Source organism: Clostridiales bacterium, from assembly GCA_030016385.1.
GTDB lineage: Bacteria > Bacillota > Clostridia > Clostridiales > Oxobacteraceae > JASEJN01.
In genome coordinates, this window is the sequence record JASEJN010000013.1 from 23816 (window position 1) to 39630 (window position 15815).

The 15815-nt window shown below is 50.9% G+C and carries 20 protein-coding genes and 1 pseudogene; 1 reads left to right on the plus strand and 20 read right to left on the minus strand.

All coding sequences use genetic code 11. The features are described 5' to 3' along the window. Positions 1–3 precede the first annotated feature (3 nt). The 4 genes from QME45_04865 to QME45_04880 are packed head-to-tail and all read right to left on the minus strand — an operon-like array spanning position 4 to position 3853. Entirely contained in the window at positions 4–1590 is a 1587-nt protein-coding gene (locus QME45_04865; protein ID MDI6617994.1) for a recombinase family protein, read from the minus strand. Continuing rightward, positions 1577–2008: a recombinase gene (locus QME45_04870; protein MDI6617995.1), complete on the minus strand. Its 432-nt coding sequence runs from the start codon at positions 2006–2008 to the stop codon at positions 1577–1579. Before QME45_04870 ends, QME45_04865 begins: the two co-directional genes overlap by 14 nt. Next, positions 2009–3580: a recombinase family protein gene (locus QME45_04875; protein ID MDI6617996.1), complete on the minus strand. Its 1572-nt coding sequence runs from the start codon at positions 3578–3580 to the stop codon at positions 2009–2011. A 60-nt stretch (positions 3581–3640) separates the two neighbouring features. Continuing rightward, positions 3641–3853 (minus strand): hypothetical protein, encoded by a 213-nt coding sequence (locus QME45_04880; GenBank protein MDI6617997.1) that lies wholly within the window; start codon positions 3851–3853, stop codon positions 3641–3643. A 61-nt stretch (positions 3854–3914) separates the two neighbouring features. Here QME45_04880 and QME45_04885 point away from each other — a divergent pair, with 61 nt between their 5' ends. Continuing rightward, positions 3915–4271 (plus strand): hypothetical protein, encoded by a 357-nt coding sequence (locus QME45_04885; protein ID MDI6617998.1) that lies wholly within the window; start codon positions 3915–3917, stop codon positions 4269–4271. 45 nt (positions 4272–4316) lie between these two features. On the opposite strand, the gene cfr is transcribed toward QME45_04885, so the two are convergent. The 16 genes and pseudogenes from cfr to QME45_04965 all read right to left on the minus strand — a co-directional run bounded on the left by cfr (position 4317) and on the right by QME45_04965 (position 15754). After that, on the minus strand, positions 4317–5351 hold the full coding sequence (cfr, locus tag QME45_04890; GenBank protein MDI6617999.1) for a 23S rRNA (adenine(2503)-C(8))-methyltransferase Cfr: 1035 nt from the start codon (positions 5349–5351) through the stop codon (positions 4317–4319). Positions 5352–5523: 172 nt separating this feature from the next. Next, a complete protein-coding gene (locus QME45_04895; GenBank protein MDI6618000.1) occupies positions 5524–7002 on the minus strand; it encodes an Lsa family ABC-F type ribosomal protection protein in 1479 nt (492 codons plus the stop codon). A gap of 342 nt (positions 7003–7344) precedes the next feature. Then, positions 7345–9078 carry a reverse transcriptase domain-containing protein gene (locus QME45_04900; protein ID MDI6618001.1) on the minus strand — a complete coding sequence of 578 codons (1734 nt, stop codon included), beginning with the start codon at positions 9076–9078 and terminating at the stop codon, positions 7345–7347. A gap of 555 nt (positions 9079–9633) precedes the next feature. Then, positions 9634–9972 (minus strand): annotated as a pseudogene (locus QME45_04905) (peptidoglycan recognition family protein). Between the two features lies 1 nt (position 9973). Further along, positions 9974–10117 (minus strand): hypothetical protein, encoded by a 144-nt coding sequence (locus tag QME45_04910; GenBank protein ID MDI6618002.1) that lies wholly within the window; start codon positions 10115–10117, stop codon positions 9974–9976. Between the two features lie 93 nt (positions 10118–10210). Continuing rightward, complete coding sequence (locus QME45_04915) at positions 10211–10639, minus strand: hypothetical protein (protein ID MDI6618003.1); 429 nt, start codon at positions 10637–10639, stop codon at positions 10211–10213. Then, positions 10636–10842 carry a helix-turn-helix transcriptional regulator gene (locus QME45_04920; protein ID MDI6618004.1) on the minus strand — a complete coding sequence of 69 codons (207 nt, stop codon included), beginning with the start codon at positions 10840–10842 and terminating at the stop codon, positions 10636–10638. Before QME45_04920 ends, QME45_04915 begins: the two co-directional genes overlap by 4 nt. Before the next feature lie 98 nt (positions 10843–10940). Next, entirely contained in the window at positions 10941–11132 is a 192-nt protein-coding gene (locus QME45_04925) for a hypothetical protein (protein ID MDI6618005.1), read from the minus strand. Then, complete coding sequence (locus tag QME45_04930; GenBank protein MDI6618006.1) at positions 11129–11518, minus strand: hypothetical protein; 390 nt, start codon at positions 11516–11518, stop codon at positions 11129–11131. The genes QME45_04925 and QME45_04930 overlap by 4 nt, the downstream gene beginning before the upstream one ends. A 13-nt stretch (positions 11519–11531) precedes the next feature. Further along, complete coding sequence (locus QME45_04935; GenBank protein MDI6618007.1) at positions 11532–12131, minus strand: phage tail protein; 600 nt, start codon at positions 12129–12131, stop codon at positions 11532–11534. 3 nt (positions 12132–12134) lie between these two features. After that, the gene (locus tag QME45_04940) at positions 12135–12473 is read right to left on the minus strand and encodes a hypothetical protein (protein ID MDI6618008.1); all 339 of its coding nucleotides are present in this window, start codon (positions 12471–12473) and stop codon (positions 12135–12137) included. After that, positions 12470–12922: an HK97 gp10 family phage protein gene (locus QME45_04945; protein MDI6618009.1), complete on the minus strand. Its 453-nt coding sequence runs from the start codon at positions 12920–12922 to the stop codon at positions 12470–12472. The genes QME45_04940 and QME45_04945 overlap by 4 nt, the downstream gene beginning before the upstream one ends. A gap of 107 nt (positions 12923–13029) precedes the next feature. Then, positions 13030–13362 (minus strand): head-tail adaptor protein, encoded by a 333-nt coding sequence (locus tag QME45_04950; GenBank protein ID MDI6618010.1) that lies wholly within the window; start codon positions 13360–13362, stop codon positions 13030–13032. A gap of 108 nt (positions 13363–13470) precedes the next feature. After that, on the minus strand, positions 13471–13788 hold the full coding sequence (locus QME45_04955) for a head-tail connector protein (GenBank protein ID MDI6618011.1): 318 nt from the start codon (positions 13786–13788) through the stop codon (positions 13471–13473). Positions 13789–13809: 21 nt separating this feature from the next. Then, positions 13810–15003, minus strand: a complete 1194-nt coding sequence (locus QME45_04960; protein ID MDI6618012.1) for a phage major capsid protein — start codon at positions 15001–15003, stop codon at positions 13810–13812. Positions 15004–15022: 19 nt separating this feature from the next. Next, positions 15023–15754 carry a Clp protease ClpP gene (locus QME45_04965; protein MDI6618013.1) on the minus strand — a complete coding sequence of 244 codons (732 nt, stop codon included), beginning with the start codon at positions 15752–15754 and terminating at the stop codon, positions 15023–15025. Positions 15755–15815 lie beyond the last annotated feature (61 nt).

The following is a 15815-nucleotide window of genomic DNA, read 5'->3' on the forward strand; positions in this document are numbered from 1 at the left end:
AGTTTATTCCTCCACATCCACCGTCACGCCGGACTTGAACTCCACGGTGAATTTATCCGCGGCAACTTGCTTGCCGCTGTAGACGGTGACTTTTTCAATAAGCCGGCGGACAAGGGACTCATCGTATTCCGTAATTTCTGTGGATTGTTCCCGCAGGAAAGCGCCCATGTCGGCGATACGTTTTTTGACTTCGTCGCGGTTGGCGCTTTCCATCAGGGCCTTCTGCTTTTCGTCGCGCAGGTGGTAAATCTCGTTGCCCACCTTCTCATAATCCGCGTTGGACGCAGCCAGCTTCAAAAGTTCCGCCTGCAGGTCCTTCAGACGCCGGTCGATGTCGGCGAGCGCCTGGTCGTTCCCGTGGCTGAGGACGGTTTCAATGTTTTTCTTCAAAACGTCGAGGAAATCGTCCTTGTCGCAGAGCGTTCGGTTGATGGCTTTGACCAGTACCTGCTCAAGCCGGCTCTCCGGCACGGTGCGGGCGTCGCAGTACAGGCCGGTGTTCTCCAGCCGGCTGATGCACCGCCAGACAATCGACTTCTTGCCCCGGTTGTACCAGTGAATTCTGCGGTAAAACTCCCCGCAGCCGCCGCAGCAGACGATGTTCGACAGGCAGTGACAGCTGCTGAACACCCGCTTTTTCCCGTTCGGGCTTTTATGAACCACCCGTCGGCGCACCAGCTCCTCCTGTGCCTGCATGAAAATCTCATGCGGAATAATGGATTCGTGGCTGTTTTCCACGTAATATTGCGGGACGATGCCTTGGTTTTTGACTCGTGTTTTCGTGAGGAAATCCGTGGTGTAGGTTTTCTGCAGAAGGGCGTCGCCGATGTACTTCTCGTTTCGCAGAATCTGGCTGATGTTGCTGGTGTGCCAATGCGCATTGCCCGCGCCGTTTAAGATTCCGTCCGCTTCCAGACTGCGGACGATTTTGAGCATGCTGGCGCCTTCGAGGTATTCGCGGTAAATGCGCCGAACGATTTTCGCCTCCTCCGGAACGACCACCAGATGCTTGTTTTCGTCCTTGGTATAGCCAAGGAAGCGGGTGCAGTTGACCTGAATTTGTCCCTGCTGGTAGCGGTACTGCAGGCCCAGCTTCACGTTCTGAGAAAGGCTTTGGCTTTCCTGCTGAGCGAGGGACGCCATAATCGTTAAGAGCACTTCGCCCTTGGAATCCATCGTGTTAATATTTTCCTTCTCGAAATATACGGGAATATTTTTTTCCTTCAGCTGACGGATGTATTTCAGGCAGTCCAGCGTGTTGCGGGCAAACCGGCTGATGGATTTGGTGACAATCATGTCGATGCTGCCCGCCATGCACGCATCAATCATGCGGTTAAACTCGTCGCGCTTCTTGGTATTGGTGCCGCTGATTCCGTCGTCCGCGAAAACGCCCGCCAGCGTCCAGTCCGGGTGGCCGTTAATGTAGGCGGTGTAATGGTCAATCTGCGTTTCATAGCTGGTGGCCTGCTCCTCCGTATCGGTGGAAACCCGGCAGTAAGCGGCAACCCGCAGCCTCGGCTTCTCCTCGCCAGGTTCGGCGCGCCTGTGCTTTCTCGCCGGGATGACCGTGATGTTTTTACTGACTTCCATCTGTTCTTACCTCCGTTTCTATCAGGCTGTAGGTGTATTCCGCCTGCTCAAACGGGTCGTCGAATTTCTCCGTTCCCTCGCGCATGCGAAAAAATGTGGGAAAGACCGCTTTTTCCGGTTCTTTTGGTTTCTGAATACGACCCAGCTTTTCCACCCGCCGGGCGCGCTCCGCTTCTGCGGACGCGAAAGTTTCCGCGTCAATGATGGCTGGATAAAACCCGTCGCCAAGGTAGCGGGCGTTTGTGAGCATTCTGCCGATTCCGGCGTGGAAACTTTTAATTCCTGCTTTGCCTGCGGCGGCATGCATGGAATCACCGGACAGATAGGCGTCAAACAGCGTCCGCACCCGGCCGGCGGCATCTTCGTCAATCACGGCCCGCCCGTTTTCAATCCGGTAGCCGTAGGGAATATGGCTCATTCAAATCACCAGCCTTTCTTTCAGCGTTACGCCGCATTTCATTTCAAAGCCGATTTTCTCGCGCTCATACACGTGAATCCGCTCCACAAAACGGGAGAACAGTTCTCCGTCAAACTCCCGCAACATTTTTGCCTTCGTACAGTACTGCAGAAGCTCGCTGACCTCCGTCAGATATTGACTGTCACAGTTCAAAAGACGGGAAATGGAATCCTTTTGATGCTGAATCCGCTCGGCTTCCCGAAGCAGCTCGTTATTGCTCTTCTTGTAGACGGCGGGTTCCAGATACCCTTTGCTCAACAGGCTGACCAGCATTTCCTGCTGACGCCGGTTTTCCTCCAGACTTTTTTCGAGCTTTCCGATACGCTCCATGCCGTCATCGGCGTTCACCCCGCGCAGACTGAACAGCAGGGGCTTGAGAACGGCCTGATTGGCGAAAATGAGCTTGTTCATCATCGTGACAAAGGCGCATTCGAGGGCAGACTGAGGGATGTATTTCACCGGGCATTTTTTAATGTCCTGGATATGGGTACCGCAGCACCATGCGATTTTGTGCCGCCCGTATGCGTGAGTACGGCGCTTAAACGTGCCGCCGCAGTGGCCACAGACAATTTTCCCCGAAAACGGGTACCGGTTCAGATACTTTGTCTGCTTCGGGTGTATGCCCTTTTCTCTGCGGTGCTGTGCAATAACGGCCTGCACGGCTTCAAAGTCCTCTCGGCTGACAATCGGTTCGTGATGGCCCCGAAGCAGATATTTCTCTTTTTCTCCGTCGTTGCGGCGGTGGTTGAAATTCGAGTCGGTATAGGTTTTCTGAAAAACAGCGTCGCCGATATATTTCTCGTTGACCACCATTCCGCGAATACTCGCGGCTTTCCAGAGCCCGCCCATTTTGGCGGGAATGCGCTGTCGGTTCAGTTCTTCGGCTATTTTGGGCATTCCCTTTCCGGTCAGCATTTCCGAAAAGATAAAGCGAACGACTTTCGCCTCCCGTTCGTTTATGACCAGCATTCCGTCGACGGCATCGTAGCCGTAGGGCGGGCAGGTGATTTTATAGGTGCCGTTTTGGAACCGGCGCTGAATCGACCATTTATTGTTCTGAGAGATGGAGGCCGACTCCTCCGCGGCAAGGCCGCTCAGGATGGACAGCATGAATTCGCTTTCCATGGTGCCGGTGTCCAAATTTTCCTTCTCAAAACAGATAAAAATGCCGCGTTTCTGCAGCTTGCGCACCAGTTCCAGACAGTCGGCGGTGTTTCTCGCAAACCGGCTGATGGACTTGGTGACAATATAATCAATCCGCCCTTCCTCGCAGTCGGCGATCATCCGGAGCAGTTCCGGACGCTTTTCCTTCTTGGTGCCGGTGATGCCTTCGTCGGAATACACGCCGGCAAACGTCCACGCGGGATTGGCCTTGATGTATGACTCATAGTGCCGAATCTGCGTTTCCAGGCTTTCCTTCTGCTCGTCGCTGTCGGTGGAAACCCGGCAGTAGGCCGCGACACGCAGTTTCGGCTTTTCATTTTCCCCAATCGGGTTGACAGCGCGGGAATCTATTTTCGTGACCTTTTTCACATCTTCACCCCCTCGGTCAGTGTGTCATGTTACCTCCGACGGACTGTGATAGCAACGAATTCATGGCATAATCTCCGCCAGCGCGGGAGAGAAAGATTCGCGGTTTAAGGCGGTGATCCTGTCGAATTCGGACAATGAAATCAGCCCTCGGCCGCGCATGGATTCGAGTATTTTCTGCGCCCTTGCATAATCTACTTCGCGTTGCAATTGTTCCTGTGAAACTGATTCCTTTTCATAATTGATTTCTGGTATCACGTCAGTAATAGCAGCCATATACTCTTGCCTCCCATCCGAGGAATTCCCTCAATGACCCATCTGGACAAAAAGACTGAGTTTGGCCGAGAACTTAGACAAAAACAGCCCCTCACCATCCGAAAGTGGACAGCGAGGGGCTGACTGGCGGAAATATTCACTTTTCTTCGCTAATTCCTGTAAACGCGGAATTTCTTGCCACAGTTTGCCGCAGTGCGGGAATTTAATAATAATAAACTACCTTTCGCTTCACCTTGTCAAGATGGCTGTTCCACCTGGCATTGCGGCATTTGTCACAGCAAAAGCGTTTTTTCTTCTGCTTTTCTATCAACTGAATAAGTCCACAGTTCTCACGATAGGGTGTCGCGTCTGTACATGCCGGGTCAGATTTGACAGAGAAATTGTTGCTGCGGCAGAAGACTTTGCCATTTCAATGTGACCTTTGCTCTGTGAGTTTTGTGTTATAAAATATCTTCTCAAGCGCTCAATCCTTTTCGTCAGCATAAAGCTGTCCGCACCCGGCGCCGATGTCAGAACCGAATTGCATTCTGGCAGCCACGCTGATACGGTAGGAATGCAAAATGTCACTGAAGTTTTTAATGGCTTCGTTATTTGAAGTGGTAAACTTTCGCGCCGTCTTATCTGTCGCGTTATATGGGATAAGATCAACATGATATAAATAGGACAGCGCTCCCCGGCTCAAAATAAGGTGCGCTAACGCTTTCGCATGCTCCGCCGAGTCATTTACTCCACCCAGCATAATATAAGCCAAAAACAATCGCCTTTTGGTATTGGCGACATGCGCATCCAACACATCCATTACTTTATGGAGCGGGTAAAATCGATTGATAGGCATCAACTCCGAACGTTGTTTTTCAAAAGGCGAGTGCAGCGAAAATGCTAAATTTACCTGCGGAAAATCGCGGGTCAGCCGTTTGATCCCAGGTATCATTCCAATCGTCGATATGGTAATGCGTCGCTGGCTTAATCCGAACAACGATGGGTTTGTCAAGATTTTTAATGCGTCAAATAAATGGGGATTAGCAAACGGCTCACCCATTCCCATAAAAGAAACACTATTGATTTTATGCCCTGCGAGATAAAAATACAGAATTTGATCTGTTATTTCGTCGGCGGTCATATTCCGTTTGTGTCCGATAGCTCCGGTTGCACAAAACTTGCAGCCAAACCCACAGCCGCATTGGGATGAGATGCAAAAAGATTCCCACCCTTTTTTGTAATGCAGGTTTACCGTTTCGACGCAGTTCCCATCCTTTAATTGAAACAGCACTTTGTCCGCCTGGCCCGATGCCTTGTGTGCAACTGGGACAAGGCCGCAGACAGAGGATCCAAAAGTTTCTGCCAAATTTGCTCTTAGTCTTTCCGGCAGCATGTACATAACATTAAAATCAGGAATACGCTGTGCAAAAATCATTGTTATCAATTGCTCATAGCGATAATCCGGAAAATTCATTTCCGATATATATCGCTTCATAACATCATATTTTGAATGAATCATGTAGGCTTTTCTCCTCTTGAATAATAAAATCATCAAGAAGCAAAGCCAGCATGAGCGGCGGTCAGTTTATACTACTCCATGCAAAGACCGCCAGCACAATCTGGCTTTGCATGGAGTTTGTCATGGGTGACGGCTATTTTACAGTTATTCATTGTTTTATCCGTCCTTTTATCTATAACTCAATGGTTTTTGTCGCGATGTTTTCACAGAAGGCGCTGTCGTGCTCCACGAACAGAATGGTTGGCTTGTATTCGAGCAGCAGGTTCTCTATCTGCATGCGGGAAAGGACGTCAACGTAGTTGAGCGGTTCATCCCAGATATACAGATGTGCCTGCTCACACAGGCTTTTGGCAAGCAGAACCTTCTTTTTCTGTCCTTCGCTGAATTCGTCCAGTCTCTTTTCAAACTGCTCCCGAGGAAAATCGAATTTCCGCAGGATGGCTTTGAAAAGGCTTTCGTCAAGAAGATTACGCTCGATATATTCGCTTAGCGGTCCGTTCAGCCCTGCCGTGCTTTGGGGAACGTAGGAAATTTTCAATCGCTCGCTTTTTCTTAGACTGCCTTGATAGGGAATATTTTCACCGCATATCAGCTTCAGAATGCTGGATTTCCCGGAACCGTTTTTCCCTTGCAAGGCGACCCGGTCTCCCTGCTCTATGGTGAAGCTGATATTTGAGCAGACGGGGTGGCTGCCATAGACAATAGAAACATCGGAAAGTTCAAGCAACCGGCTGGTGTGGTATGGAAGCGAAGAAAGCTTCAGGTTTTCAGCGGTTTCCAAGTTTTTGAGAAGCTTGGATTTCTCATGAACCAAATCCTGCTGACGGTTTTCGATGCTTTTAGAGCGCTTCATCATTTTCGCCGCTTTATGACCGACATAGCCTTTGTCCAGCTTGCTTCCCGAATTGGTTGAGCCGTTTTTGCTTTTTTCAACCCGGTCAGACCAGCCGGAAATCTTTTGTGCGGCTGCTGTTAAACGGCTGATTTCTTTTTTGTGTTTCTCGTTTTCCGCCAGTTCGAAGCTGTCCTGCATTTCTTTATTTTTCCACCATGAGGAGAAGTTTCCTTTCTGGATCTCGATGTTTGTTTTATTGATTACAAGAATGTGGTCTATGCAGTTGTCAAGAAATACCCGGTCATGGGAAACCAGAATAAATCCATGTTTTCGCTTCAGATAATCGCTCAAGGTTTTTCTGCCCAAAGTGTCAAGATGGTTCGTTGGCTCATCAATCAGCAAAAAACTGTTCTCTTTCAGAAACAAAGCGGCAAGCAGGGCTTTTGTCTGCTCGCCTTTCGAAAGGGTGGAATAGGAACGATAAAGAAGATCATCAGACACATTTAACAGGGACAGTTCACGCGCAATTTCCCAGTCCTGCGCATTTGGGCTGATTTCATGAATAACATCGATGACAAAAGAGTCAGCGTCCGGCACATTATAGGGAAAATACTCAAACGAAACATTGCTTGAAATGGTGCCGCGGTATTCATATTTTCCCATAAGAAGCTTTAAAAACGTGGTTTTTCCCCGGCCGTTTCGCCCGGTAAATCCAAGCTTCCAATCTGTATCAATCTGAAAACTTACGTTTTCAAAAATGTTGTGAAAACTTCCTTCATAGGAAAAGGTTAAATTCGAAATATTTATAAGTGACATCAGTCAAAACCTCCGCAATAAAAATATGGGATGCAAGAAAGTTACTTCCTGCATCCCATATCTATAGCGAAGTCAAAGCCGCATAAACGCGGCAAAACAAGGCTCATATGAGTGAATCGGCATTAAACTTTCTTGCAAACGCATAGCAAAAACATCGGCATAGAGTGTATACCCGAAGATTCATGCCATGCAAAAAATAATTAGCAAGAAAATTTAATCACCTTTCCACCTCAAATCCAAAATAATATTATATTTTATAATATACCAATATGGAGATAAAGTCAATAGTTTGCGTTGGATTTCCTTGTGGCAATCACGGCAGACCACCATCGTTTTGCGGTTTCAGGTTATCAGGTATTTCTCCCACGGAGCTTTTCCCTTCAAGTCTTTGACCTTTTTCACATGGTGGATTTCGTAATATGCCGCTTGGGTTGCGCCGCACAACTCGCAGACCTTCGCTTTTAACCCGTCCTCAAAGGGGTTGCGCCTGTGACTGTAAATCACCGCATCGTTACGAATGTTGTCACTAAACACGTTATGCCCTTTACATTCAGAGTATTTTGCAAAGTAGAGCCGTTTCTCACCATTTGCCGTTTGATACGGTACACACCATTTGCCGCGCCCATCTTGGCGCGAATGAATGATTTGGGCGATGGTGCTTTTCCGTTTCGCCGCAAGGGTTTTCAGGCAACTATACTCCATAAGGTAAGCGAAGTAATTCAGTTTGTTAAAATTGCTTGCCAAACGGTAATAGTTGCAGATTCCCCGCAGCTCCGCGTTGTAGCTTGAAACAATCTCATATTCCGTGATTTGCAGCAGGCTCGGACGATGGACAAAGCGATATTCACCGTTAATCTGTTTCACCACGCCTTTATCCAGCAGAAAACGCTCAATTTTGTCCTTGAACGGGACGGCGAGTTCCACCTTGTTGCTAAGTGTTCTTTTGGTGTAACCGTTCCCGCCCTGCTTGATTTGACCGTTGCGCCTTACACAAACGTCATAGCCCAGAAACCGTGCTTTATCCTGACTGTGGGTAATGAGCGTTTTTTCTTCGCTTAGTTCCATTTTCAGCGTATCACCGATAAAGGATTTCAGTTCCGATTTTATCCACTCACAGTCCGGCCTGCTTCTGATAACCCCGATGAGAAAATCGTCGGCGTAGCGCACATACTTGATTTTCTTATCCTCTTGGAGTTTGCTTGGGGTAGAAAGCTGTTGCTTTCTGGTTTCATGCAGTTCTGCAAGTAACGCCGCCTTTTGGGTTTCGTCAGCCGTTTCCAGCTTCCGTTTTAAGCGAACGGCTTTGCTCCGCAGTCGAGAATATTCCGGCGTTCTCTTGCCTCGCGGCAAGGGATGGTCAAATTTTTGCCTTAACTGTTCGACAAACATATCCAACTCGTGCAGGTAGATGTTGGCGAGTATAGGTGATACAATGCCGCCTTGCGGTGTGCCGCTGTAGGTGCTGTTGTACCGCCAGTTCTCCATATAGCCCGCGCTCAGGAATTTGCGGATGAGCTGGACGAAGCGTGCGTCCTTGATCTTCTTTCCTATCAGGTCTGCAAGGACATTGTGATTGATGTTGTCGAAACAGCCTTTGATATCGCCCTCAACAAACCATTTCACCCCGTTAAATCCTTTTGTTATCATGCCAAGTGCGGTATGGCAACTCCGTTTCGGTCTGAACCCGTGAGAAGTGTCACAGAATACTGGTTCATAGATGGCTTCCAGTATCATCCTGATTGCTTCTTGCACAAGTTTATCCGTGAATGTCGGCAGTCCCAGTGGACGCATTTTGCCATTCTGTTTTTTTATATACGCCCTGCGCACAGGCCTTGGGGTATAGGTTCCGTCGGTTAGACTTTTGATGATGAGCGACACTTTTTCCTCACTGAACCCGTCTGCCGTGTCGTTATCCACACCGCGCGTCGCCGCGCCATTGTTGGCATACAGGTTTTTATACGCAAGGAAGTAAAGGTCCGGTCTTTGCAGATAACGGTAAACCCGTGTAAAAATCTCGTCCTTGTTGCGGTTTGAGTTTTGGTTCATCCTCTCCAAAATCGCTACTGTTGGTTGCATGAGGTTTTCCTCCCTAATCAATGTTGATTTTGGCGCGTAACAACTGCTTCCCTTCGCCATGTAAGAGGCGTTACCCCTCTCTGACTACTATGGAAGCTCCGTACCCGTGCGGAATATTCAAGCCCTGCGGCTATAGCCGTTTCCGGCATTTCCGTTTAGGGTATCCCCAGTTAGCAATGCCAATAGGTGCGCGGATTGTCGGATATGCTTTCGTTTCTTTACCACTGGTTCTCCAGCAGGTCGCGTAAATTAACTGATAACCAATCGCGCGAAATTTGTACGCGATTGTATTCACGCCGGGGGTTACAGGCAAATTTCTCCCGCCCCAGTCCTTAATGGGAACTCGAAACTCACATTCAACAATTCAGTTCTATCCTCATATCCGCTTGTCATTGCGGTTCAGTCGCACTCGATTGCCTTTAGGCGACTTGCCGCTTTCCTGCCGTGCTCTGTTCCCGTATCAGCTTTCGCCTTTCGGTTAGGCAGGTTGACTATGGCGTTATCTTGCCATGCAGTACCTTACGCTGCTGTTGACATTGACCTATCTGGGCGCACAATCTCAAAACTGATGTGCGTATCGTTGCCGGAGCCTTGAGAACCGCTGCCGCAGTGCCAGCCGTGCATATTCCACGGCAGGGTCTGGTAGGTGGCGATCGTGCCGTCCGCCAGTTTGCCGATGAAGGCGTGAACACAGACCTGTCTCCCGCCCGGCTTGTCGGTGTTCCAGTGGTTGTTGTATTGGTTCTTGCCCAGCAGACCGTCGTCCGGACCCACATAGCGCTTGAGATTGGGATTGTTTGCCCCGGTGGAATGCACCATGATGCCCCGGGGCGTGATGGTTTTGCCCGCCTTGCAGCAGGCGTTGTTGGTCAGAAGCAGTTTGTGCAGATTCATATTATTTGTCCTGCTTGTCAAACTGGCTGGTGACCAGCGTCATTTCAGAGCCGAGTACCTTGAAACTTTGGTTGATGTCCGAGAGTGCCTTTTTGAACTCCTTTTCGCCCTCCACACCGATTTTCAGTCCGAAATCGTCTGCCATACATGCTCACCTCCTCAAAAATGGCATGAAAAAGGAGCAGCCCGAAGGTTGCTCTTGAAAAGAATATTGATTTAAAATGGTTTTAATGGCGAACTAAACTTTCTTGTTATAATAAAGTTTAAGCACAATTTTTACTATAACAGTAAAAAGCGTAACCGCAAGTAAGGTAAAAAACACAGTCTGATTGAAATAGTTGAAAACTAACATTGCCAAAGCAAAAAACAGAATAGATATATTTATGCCCGTGCCACCAATTTGGGCATTAATATGTTTTCGCCTCTCGTCATTTTCTTCAATGTATAGTTTTTTAAGTTTATCTTCGCTTTTTAATGCACCGTTATATTTACCCATGAAAAAAATCACAACAGCCTCTATACCTACCCCAAAACCGAGAGTGAATGCTGTGGCCGAATCATCTAAACCGATAATCATTGCAACAGCGATCAGTATCAAGACTATAGCGCAATAGATTCCTGCAAAGATAAGGCGTTTGTGTACTTTTTGTTTAAAGTTTTCCATCATAGTTCCTCCACATCTGAAAAATCGAATATTTCCTCAATTGTTGTATCAAAATACTTCGCAATCTTGTAGGCTAAAACAAGCGATGCAGTGTATTTTCCAACCTCAATTGATGTGATTGTTTGTCTTGTAACACTTACAGCTGTCGCAAGCTCTTCTTGGGATATCTTTCTTTTCTTTCTCAACTCTGCAATTTTTGTTTTCAAACTGACACCTCCGTATTGCAAAGTTAACTTTGCAAAACTAGTATAGCTCGCTTTGCGCCAAATGTCAGGCATGCTTTGCAAAAAATATATGAAAACCTTTAAATACCAAGCGGGATGATATCATCAATTGTCCGGGTTTTCTTCGGTTTCTCAATACCGATAAACTGCTTGTGACAGGCCCATAAATCCAGGAACAGGTCGATGGGCATCAGCCAGAATTCCTCCGCGCCCATGCCCATTTGCACTGTTCCGTAGTAGAAAAGCCGGGTAAACAGTTCCTCCGTGTTCACCCGACTTCCGCGTTTTTTGAGGAGATTTCCTCCTCACTCTCCACATTCCGCGCCGTACCCTTGAACATCGCTTCGGTGATGGCGTTCTTGTATGCCGCCAGATCCAGCGGCGAGGTCAACAGTTCCACGTCTTCCTCGGTCAGCAGATCCTGCGGCGCGTCCTTGTTTTTGAGGTTGTGGATCAAAATGGACTGATTCGCCAGCAGGGTAATCAGCCAGATGATCTCATCCAGCGCCATCTCGAAATTCTCGGACTTCATCAGCTTTTCGCCGAGGTTCTCCAGCCCGCCGCAGCGGCGCGCGATTTCCTTGGTGGCGCGGGTGGTGAGAATCAGATCATAGTCTTTTCCACCAATTTTAATCACAGCACTTCGTTCGTTTCCCATGCGTCAGCCCCCCTCATTCGCCGGACGTCGCTTCTGTGTAGGTGGGTTCATACACCTGCCCGAACCAGCCGGAGATGGTTTCAGTTGTCACACCGGAAGCGCCCTCGGAAACCTCCGCCTTCCACGGATGCGTTCCCTTGGTGTCCGGCTTGTTGCGGCGCATGACCGTGCCCTCGATGCTGGGTGTTTGAAAGGTGATGGAATCGCCTTTGGTCTGCAGGTTGGCGGACGGGATGCCGAAAATGACGCGGTACAACCAGAAATAGCGGTACTTGCCGTTTGCACGCAGGGCGCGGAAGCCGACGGCCACCGGCAGGGCGATGTTCTCGCCGGCGGAAATCAGAACCCCGTTGTCGTCCGACAAAGCGCCGGTGAGATTCTGCGCGGCCGTGATGCCGATATCGTCCACGCCCAGCGTCAGCTTGCCGGACTTGAAGTCCTTCACCACCTCCGACGCGCCGTCATCCGCGTACAGCGTCGCTTCGGCAAGCTCCACGGACAATTCCGCCGAGATGGCCTTTGCGAGAATTTCCGGGGTGCCGTAGGTTTCCTCGCCGTCCTCGGCTTCGGTGATTTTTGCGTAATAGAGCTTATCCAGCCCGATGGTTGCCATAAATTATTCCTCCGTTTCATAAGACTGCGCCGCATCAATGGCGTAGTGGTGGTAGCCGGTATCGTCCTCGTGCCCGACATAGGTGCGTCCGGTGACGGTGAAGCCGGCGTTCAAAAGCGCCTGCGTAATCAGCCGCTTGCGCTGCAGGTAGTTGCCCTTGGAAAAGAGCGAAATCCGCACTTCGGACACATCCATCAGCGGCGCGTTGTCGCCAAAGAGGGCGAAATCGTCCGTCAGCGGCGTCAGCACCAGATATTCGTCGGGCGGGACGCCTGAAAAAACGCCCGTCTCCACCGGGAGAATGGGCGTAAGAATCGTATTGAGTTCCGAAAGCACGCTCATATCCGCCGCACCTCCTCATCCAGCTTTGCCTCCATGGTTTCAATGCAGGCCTTGCGGCTCTGGGTTTTCGCCGGCTTGAGAAAGGGCTTGGGTGGCTGTCCGGATTTTCCGTACTCCAGAATATTGGCGATTTTCGCATTGGAATCCCCGCCACCCGGGCTTCGGGCGTCGGAGCGCGGCTCGGCAAAGCCGACCTTGATGTCCCAGCCGGAGCCGTCCCGCTTAGGCTTAGCGGGCGAAAGCCCCAGCGCGCTTTCCAGTTCGCCGGTGGAGCGGCTGGGGACTTTCGTGCCTTTCCCGACGACGGCGGAGAGGTTGGATTTTACCCGCTCCAGCACCACCTGCCCGCCGGCCTCCAGCACACGTGGCAGAATTTCGTCCGTCTTTTCATTCAGCCGGGAAACTTTCAAAAGAAAGTCCTCCGGCATTCTGATTTCTGCTTTTGCCACTTCGTCCTCACAAACTCCTTTCCGCTACATCCGCCTGTCGTCGGATATCCGCTCCAATCCGTTGCTCGTCCTCTCCCCACAAAGTCTGCGACTTTGCGGGGTCCCCCTTATTCGCTCCCTTCCACCAGTTCGCACAGGCATTCGACATACATTCCGCGCCCGCGCACATTCTCCGCGCTGGTGATGCGGTAGCGCTTTTCCTCGCATACGATGAAATGAGACGAACTGACCTCGACGCCGGGGATTTTGCGGAATCGAAACAGCACGGACGCTTCGGAAAAGACCGCCATATTCGCCCAGCGCTCCGAGCCGTTGCGGTCCTCCTTGTAGGCGCGCACCGAGGCAAGAACCGTGTCGCCCTGCGTGACAAATCCGTCCGCGTCCTTGACCGGCGCGTTGGAGATGATGTCGATGAAGCGGTTCATTTTTCCAAAAGACAATACAAGCCCTCCTTATCTGCGATGTTTTATGCGGTTTTGCGAAGCAAAATTTCGGCAAGCGTTTACGCCGAAAAGCATAAAACTCGCCCGCCTTGCGAGCAAGGCGCTTTACACCTTCCAATCCCGGTCAAGCCGCAGCAGCAAATTGACCGTTTCCCAGACCTGCCTGCCCGCGCTGACGGTGTCCGCGAAAAAGCCTCCCGTGGAACCGTCGCGGCTCTCATAAAAATGGCTTGCCAGCATGATGACCGCCTGTTCGGTGGTCGATGTCATCTCGTTTTCCCCATAATAGCCCGCCGAAACGTGCTGATAGCTTTCGGCATAACGGACGGCGGCGGTGATGTACAGCTGCAGAAGCTCGTCGTCTTCCGTATGCGAAAGAATCAGATTGGCTTTGACTTTTTCAAGCAGAGTGTCCAGTGCCATGACCGCCGCCCCCTTCCTTGATTAAGAGCCTGCCTTCATCTGCAGAAGCTGGATGCCTTCTGTCAGAATGACCTTGCCGTCCACACGTTCCGTAGCCACATAACCGATCTGACCGTTGGTGGCATACAACTCATTCAGTCTCTGCACGGTTCTGCCCGCGCGGTCGCCGATCCAGTAATTCTTGAAATCACCGAACGCCACGGTATAGGCATCCGCTGCCATCGCCGGCACATAAGGAGAAGTGTACAGGTCGTATCCGAGCAGTTTATCAGGTTCACCCGCCTGCAGGGAGGGCTGCCACAGATATACACCGTTGGAGTCCTTCAGCTTGCGGATGGCGGAAATGGTCGCATCATTCATAAGGAACCTTGCGTTCCTGCGGTACGGGGATTTCAGCGCATATACAAGGCTGATCAGTTCGTCCGCCGTGATGGCGTTTTGTGCCGCCGCGGTCACACCGACCGTGCCGCCGTTCGCGGTGAAAATACCCGTAGGCTGGTTTGTTCCGGTTCCCACGCAGAAGGCTTCCTCCTCGGCGATGCCGAAGGCTCTGGCAAATTCATTCATGAGGTAATCTTCAATATCGAATGCGGAATCCTGCAGAAGCTCCACGCTGACGCGGCAGAGGTCGGTCAGCTTGAAGGCGTCGATCTGCTTCTGCCCGAAGGTCGGATTGCTCTCGGTGTATGCGGCGTTCTCCGCCGTCCACTGCGCGGTGGAGTGGCCTGTGGCAATGGGAATTTTGCGTTCGTGCTGTGTGGTGATGACCTTGGCGAGGGAGCGGATCACATTCTCTGCTTCAAGGGCGGTCACAATCTGGGTTTCAAATTCCTCCGGCACCAGATAGCCGCCGTCCGCATCCACACCTTCGGACAGGACATTATGCAGCGGCACCTTGCCGCGCAGGTGGCGGTCAAAGTCCTCCTTGTAAGCGTCGGAGGCTCTGCCGGCTTTCTCCGGCTTGAGGGACGCGGCACGTTCGGGCGCTTCGGTAATCGGCTGATTGACAGGCTTGTTCAGTTCCGCTTCAATGGCGTCCCGGCGCTCCATGCGCTTAATTTCATTGGTGAGGCTGTCAAGGTCACGCTCCATTTTGGCATAGGCGGCGTCATCCTCCGCGGAAAGCACGCCCATTTCGTTCCTGTGGGTATCGAGGAAGCCCTCCATCGTATTCCACAGCTTGGCTCTTTTGTTTCTCATTTCGGTAATCGTCATGATAAAAATCCTCCTTGCTTTACAGCAGTTTTTTGTAAAGGGACGCTTTCAGTTCATCGACCGGGCGCCCTTTCGGTTGTTTTTCCGGCTTGCGGAAGGCTTTGCCGAAAAGCTTATTCATGAGAGCGCGTTCCACCGCTGAAGCGGAGAACGCATATCCCTCGGTGTCCGCTGTGGATCCGCGTTTTTCATCCGCCAGGATATCATCCGCAAATCCGAGTTCGATGGCTTTTTTGGCGTTCATCCAGGTGGTGTCGTCCATCATGTGCGATAGCTGTGCGTGGGAAAGCCCCGTCTTGATTTCATAGGCGTTGATGATGCTTTCCTTGACTTCGGAGAGCATATCAATTGCCTTTGCCATGTCTGAGTGGTCACCGAACGCTATCGTCGCCGGGTTGTGGATCATCATGAGCGCAGTGGGCGCCATCAGCACTTTGGTTCCCGCCATCGCCACGACCGATGCCGCGGACGCCGCGATGCCGTCCACCTTTACGGTGACATTGTCTTTGTAATCCATCAGCATGGTATAAATCTGGCTGGCGGCGATGCAGTCTCCGCCGGGCGAATTGATCCAGATGGTGACGGGGCCGCTTCCCGCGAAAAGTTCCTCGCGGAACGCAGCCGGTGTGATGTCATCGTCAAACCAGCTTTCCTCGGCAATCGTGCCGTACAGTTCAAGGACCCGCTCTGCGGACGGCTCTTCGCCTGTCTGATTCTTCCACTTCCAAAAGCGGCGAGCCGCCGCTGGCATTTCGCGCCCGCTTTCTGATGCGGGCTTCAGACTCTGTACCCGCATCTGGCGCTGATTCTGG

Excerpts from the sequence above, each read along its gene's own strand:
- QME45_04865 (MDI6617994.1), bottom strand. The coding sequence starts at position 1,590 with ATGGAAGTCAGTAAAAACATCACGGTCATCCCGGCGAGAAAGCACAGG.
- QME45_04870 (MDI6617995.1), bottom strand. The coding sequence starts at position 2,008 with ATGAGCCATATTCCCTACGGCTACCGGATTGAAAACGGGCGGGCCGTG.
- QME45_04880 (MDI6617997.1), bottom strand. The coding sequence starts at position 3,853 with ATGGCTGCTATTACTGACGTGATACCAGAAATCAATTATGAAAAGGAA.
- cfr (MDI6617999.1), bottom strand. The coding sequence starts at position 5,351 with ATGATTCATTCAAAATATGATGTTATGAAGCGATATATATCGGAAATG.
- QME45_04895 (MDI6618000.1), bottom strand. The coding sequence starts at position 7,002 with ATGTCACTTATAAATATTTCGAATTTAACCTTTTCCTATGAAGGAAGT.
- QME45_04900 (MDI6618001.1), bottom strand. The coding sequence starts at position 9,078 with ATGCAACCAACAGTAGCGATTTTGGAGAGGATGAACCAAAACTCAAAC.
- QME45_04910 (MDI6618002.1), bottom strand. The coding sequence starts at position 10,117 with ATGGCAGACGATTTCGGACTGAAAATCGGTGTGGAGGGCGAAAAGGAG.
- QME45_04915 (MDI6618003.1), bottom strand. The coding sequence starts at position 10,639 with ATGATGGAAAACTTTAAACAAAAAGTACACAAACGCCTTATCTTTGCA.
- QME45_04930 (MDI6618006.1), bottom strand. The coding sequence starts at position 11,518 with ATGGGAAACGAACGAAGTGCTGTGATTAAAATTGGTGGAAAAGACTAT.
- QME45_04935 (MDI6618007.1), bottom strand. The coding sequence starts at position 12,131 with ATGGCAACCATCGGGCTGGATAAGCTCTATTACGCAAAAATCACCGAA.
- QME45_04940 (MDI6618008.1), bottom strand. The coding sequence starts at position 12,473 with ATGAGCGTGCTTTCGGAACTCAATACGATTCTTACGCCCATTCTCCCG.
- QME45_04955 (MDI6618011.1), bottom strand. The coding sequence starts at position 13,788 with ATGGCACTGGACACTCTGCTTGAAAAAGTCAAAGCCAATCTGATTCTT.
- QME45_04960 (MDI6618012.1), bottom strand. The coding sequence starts at position 15,003 with ATGACGATTACCGAAATGAGAAACAAAAGAGCCAAGCTGTGGAATACG.
- QME45_04965 (MDI6618013.1), bottom strand. The coding sequence starts at position 15,754 with ATGCCAGCGGCGGCTCGCCGCTTTTGGAAGTGGAAGAATCAGACAGGC.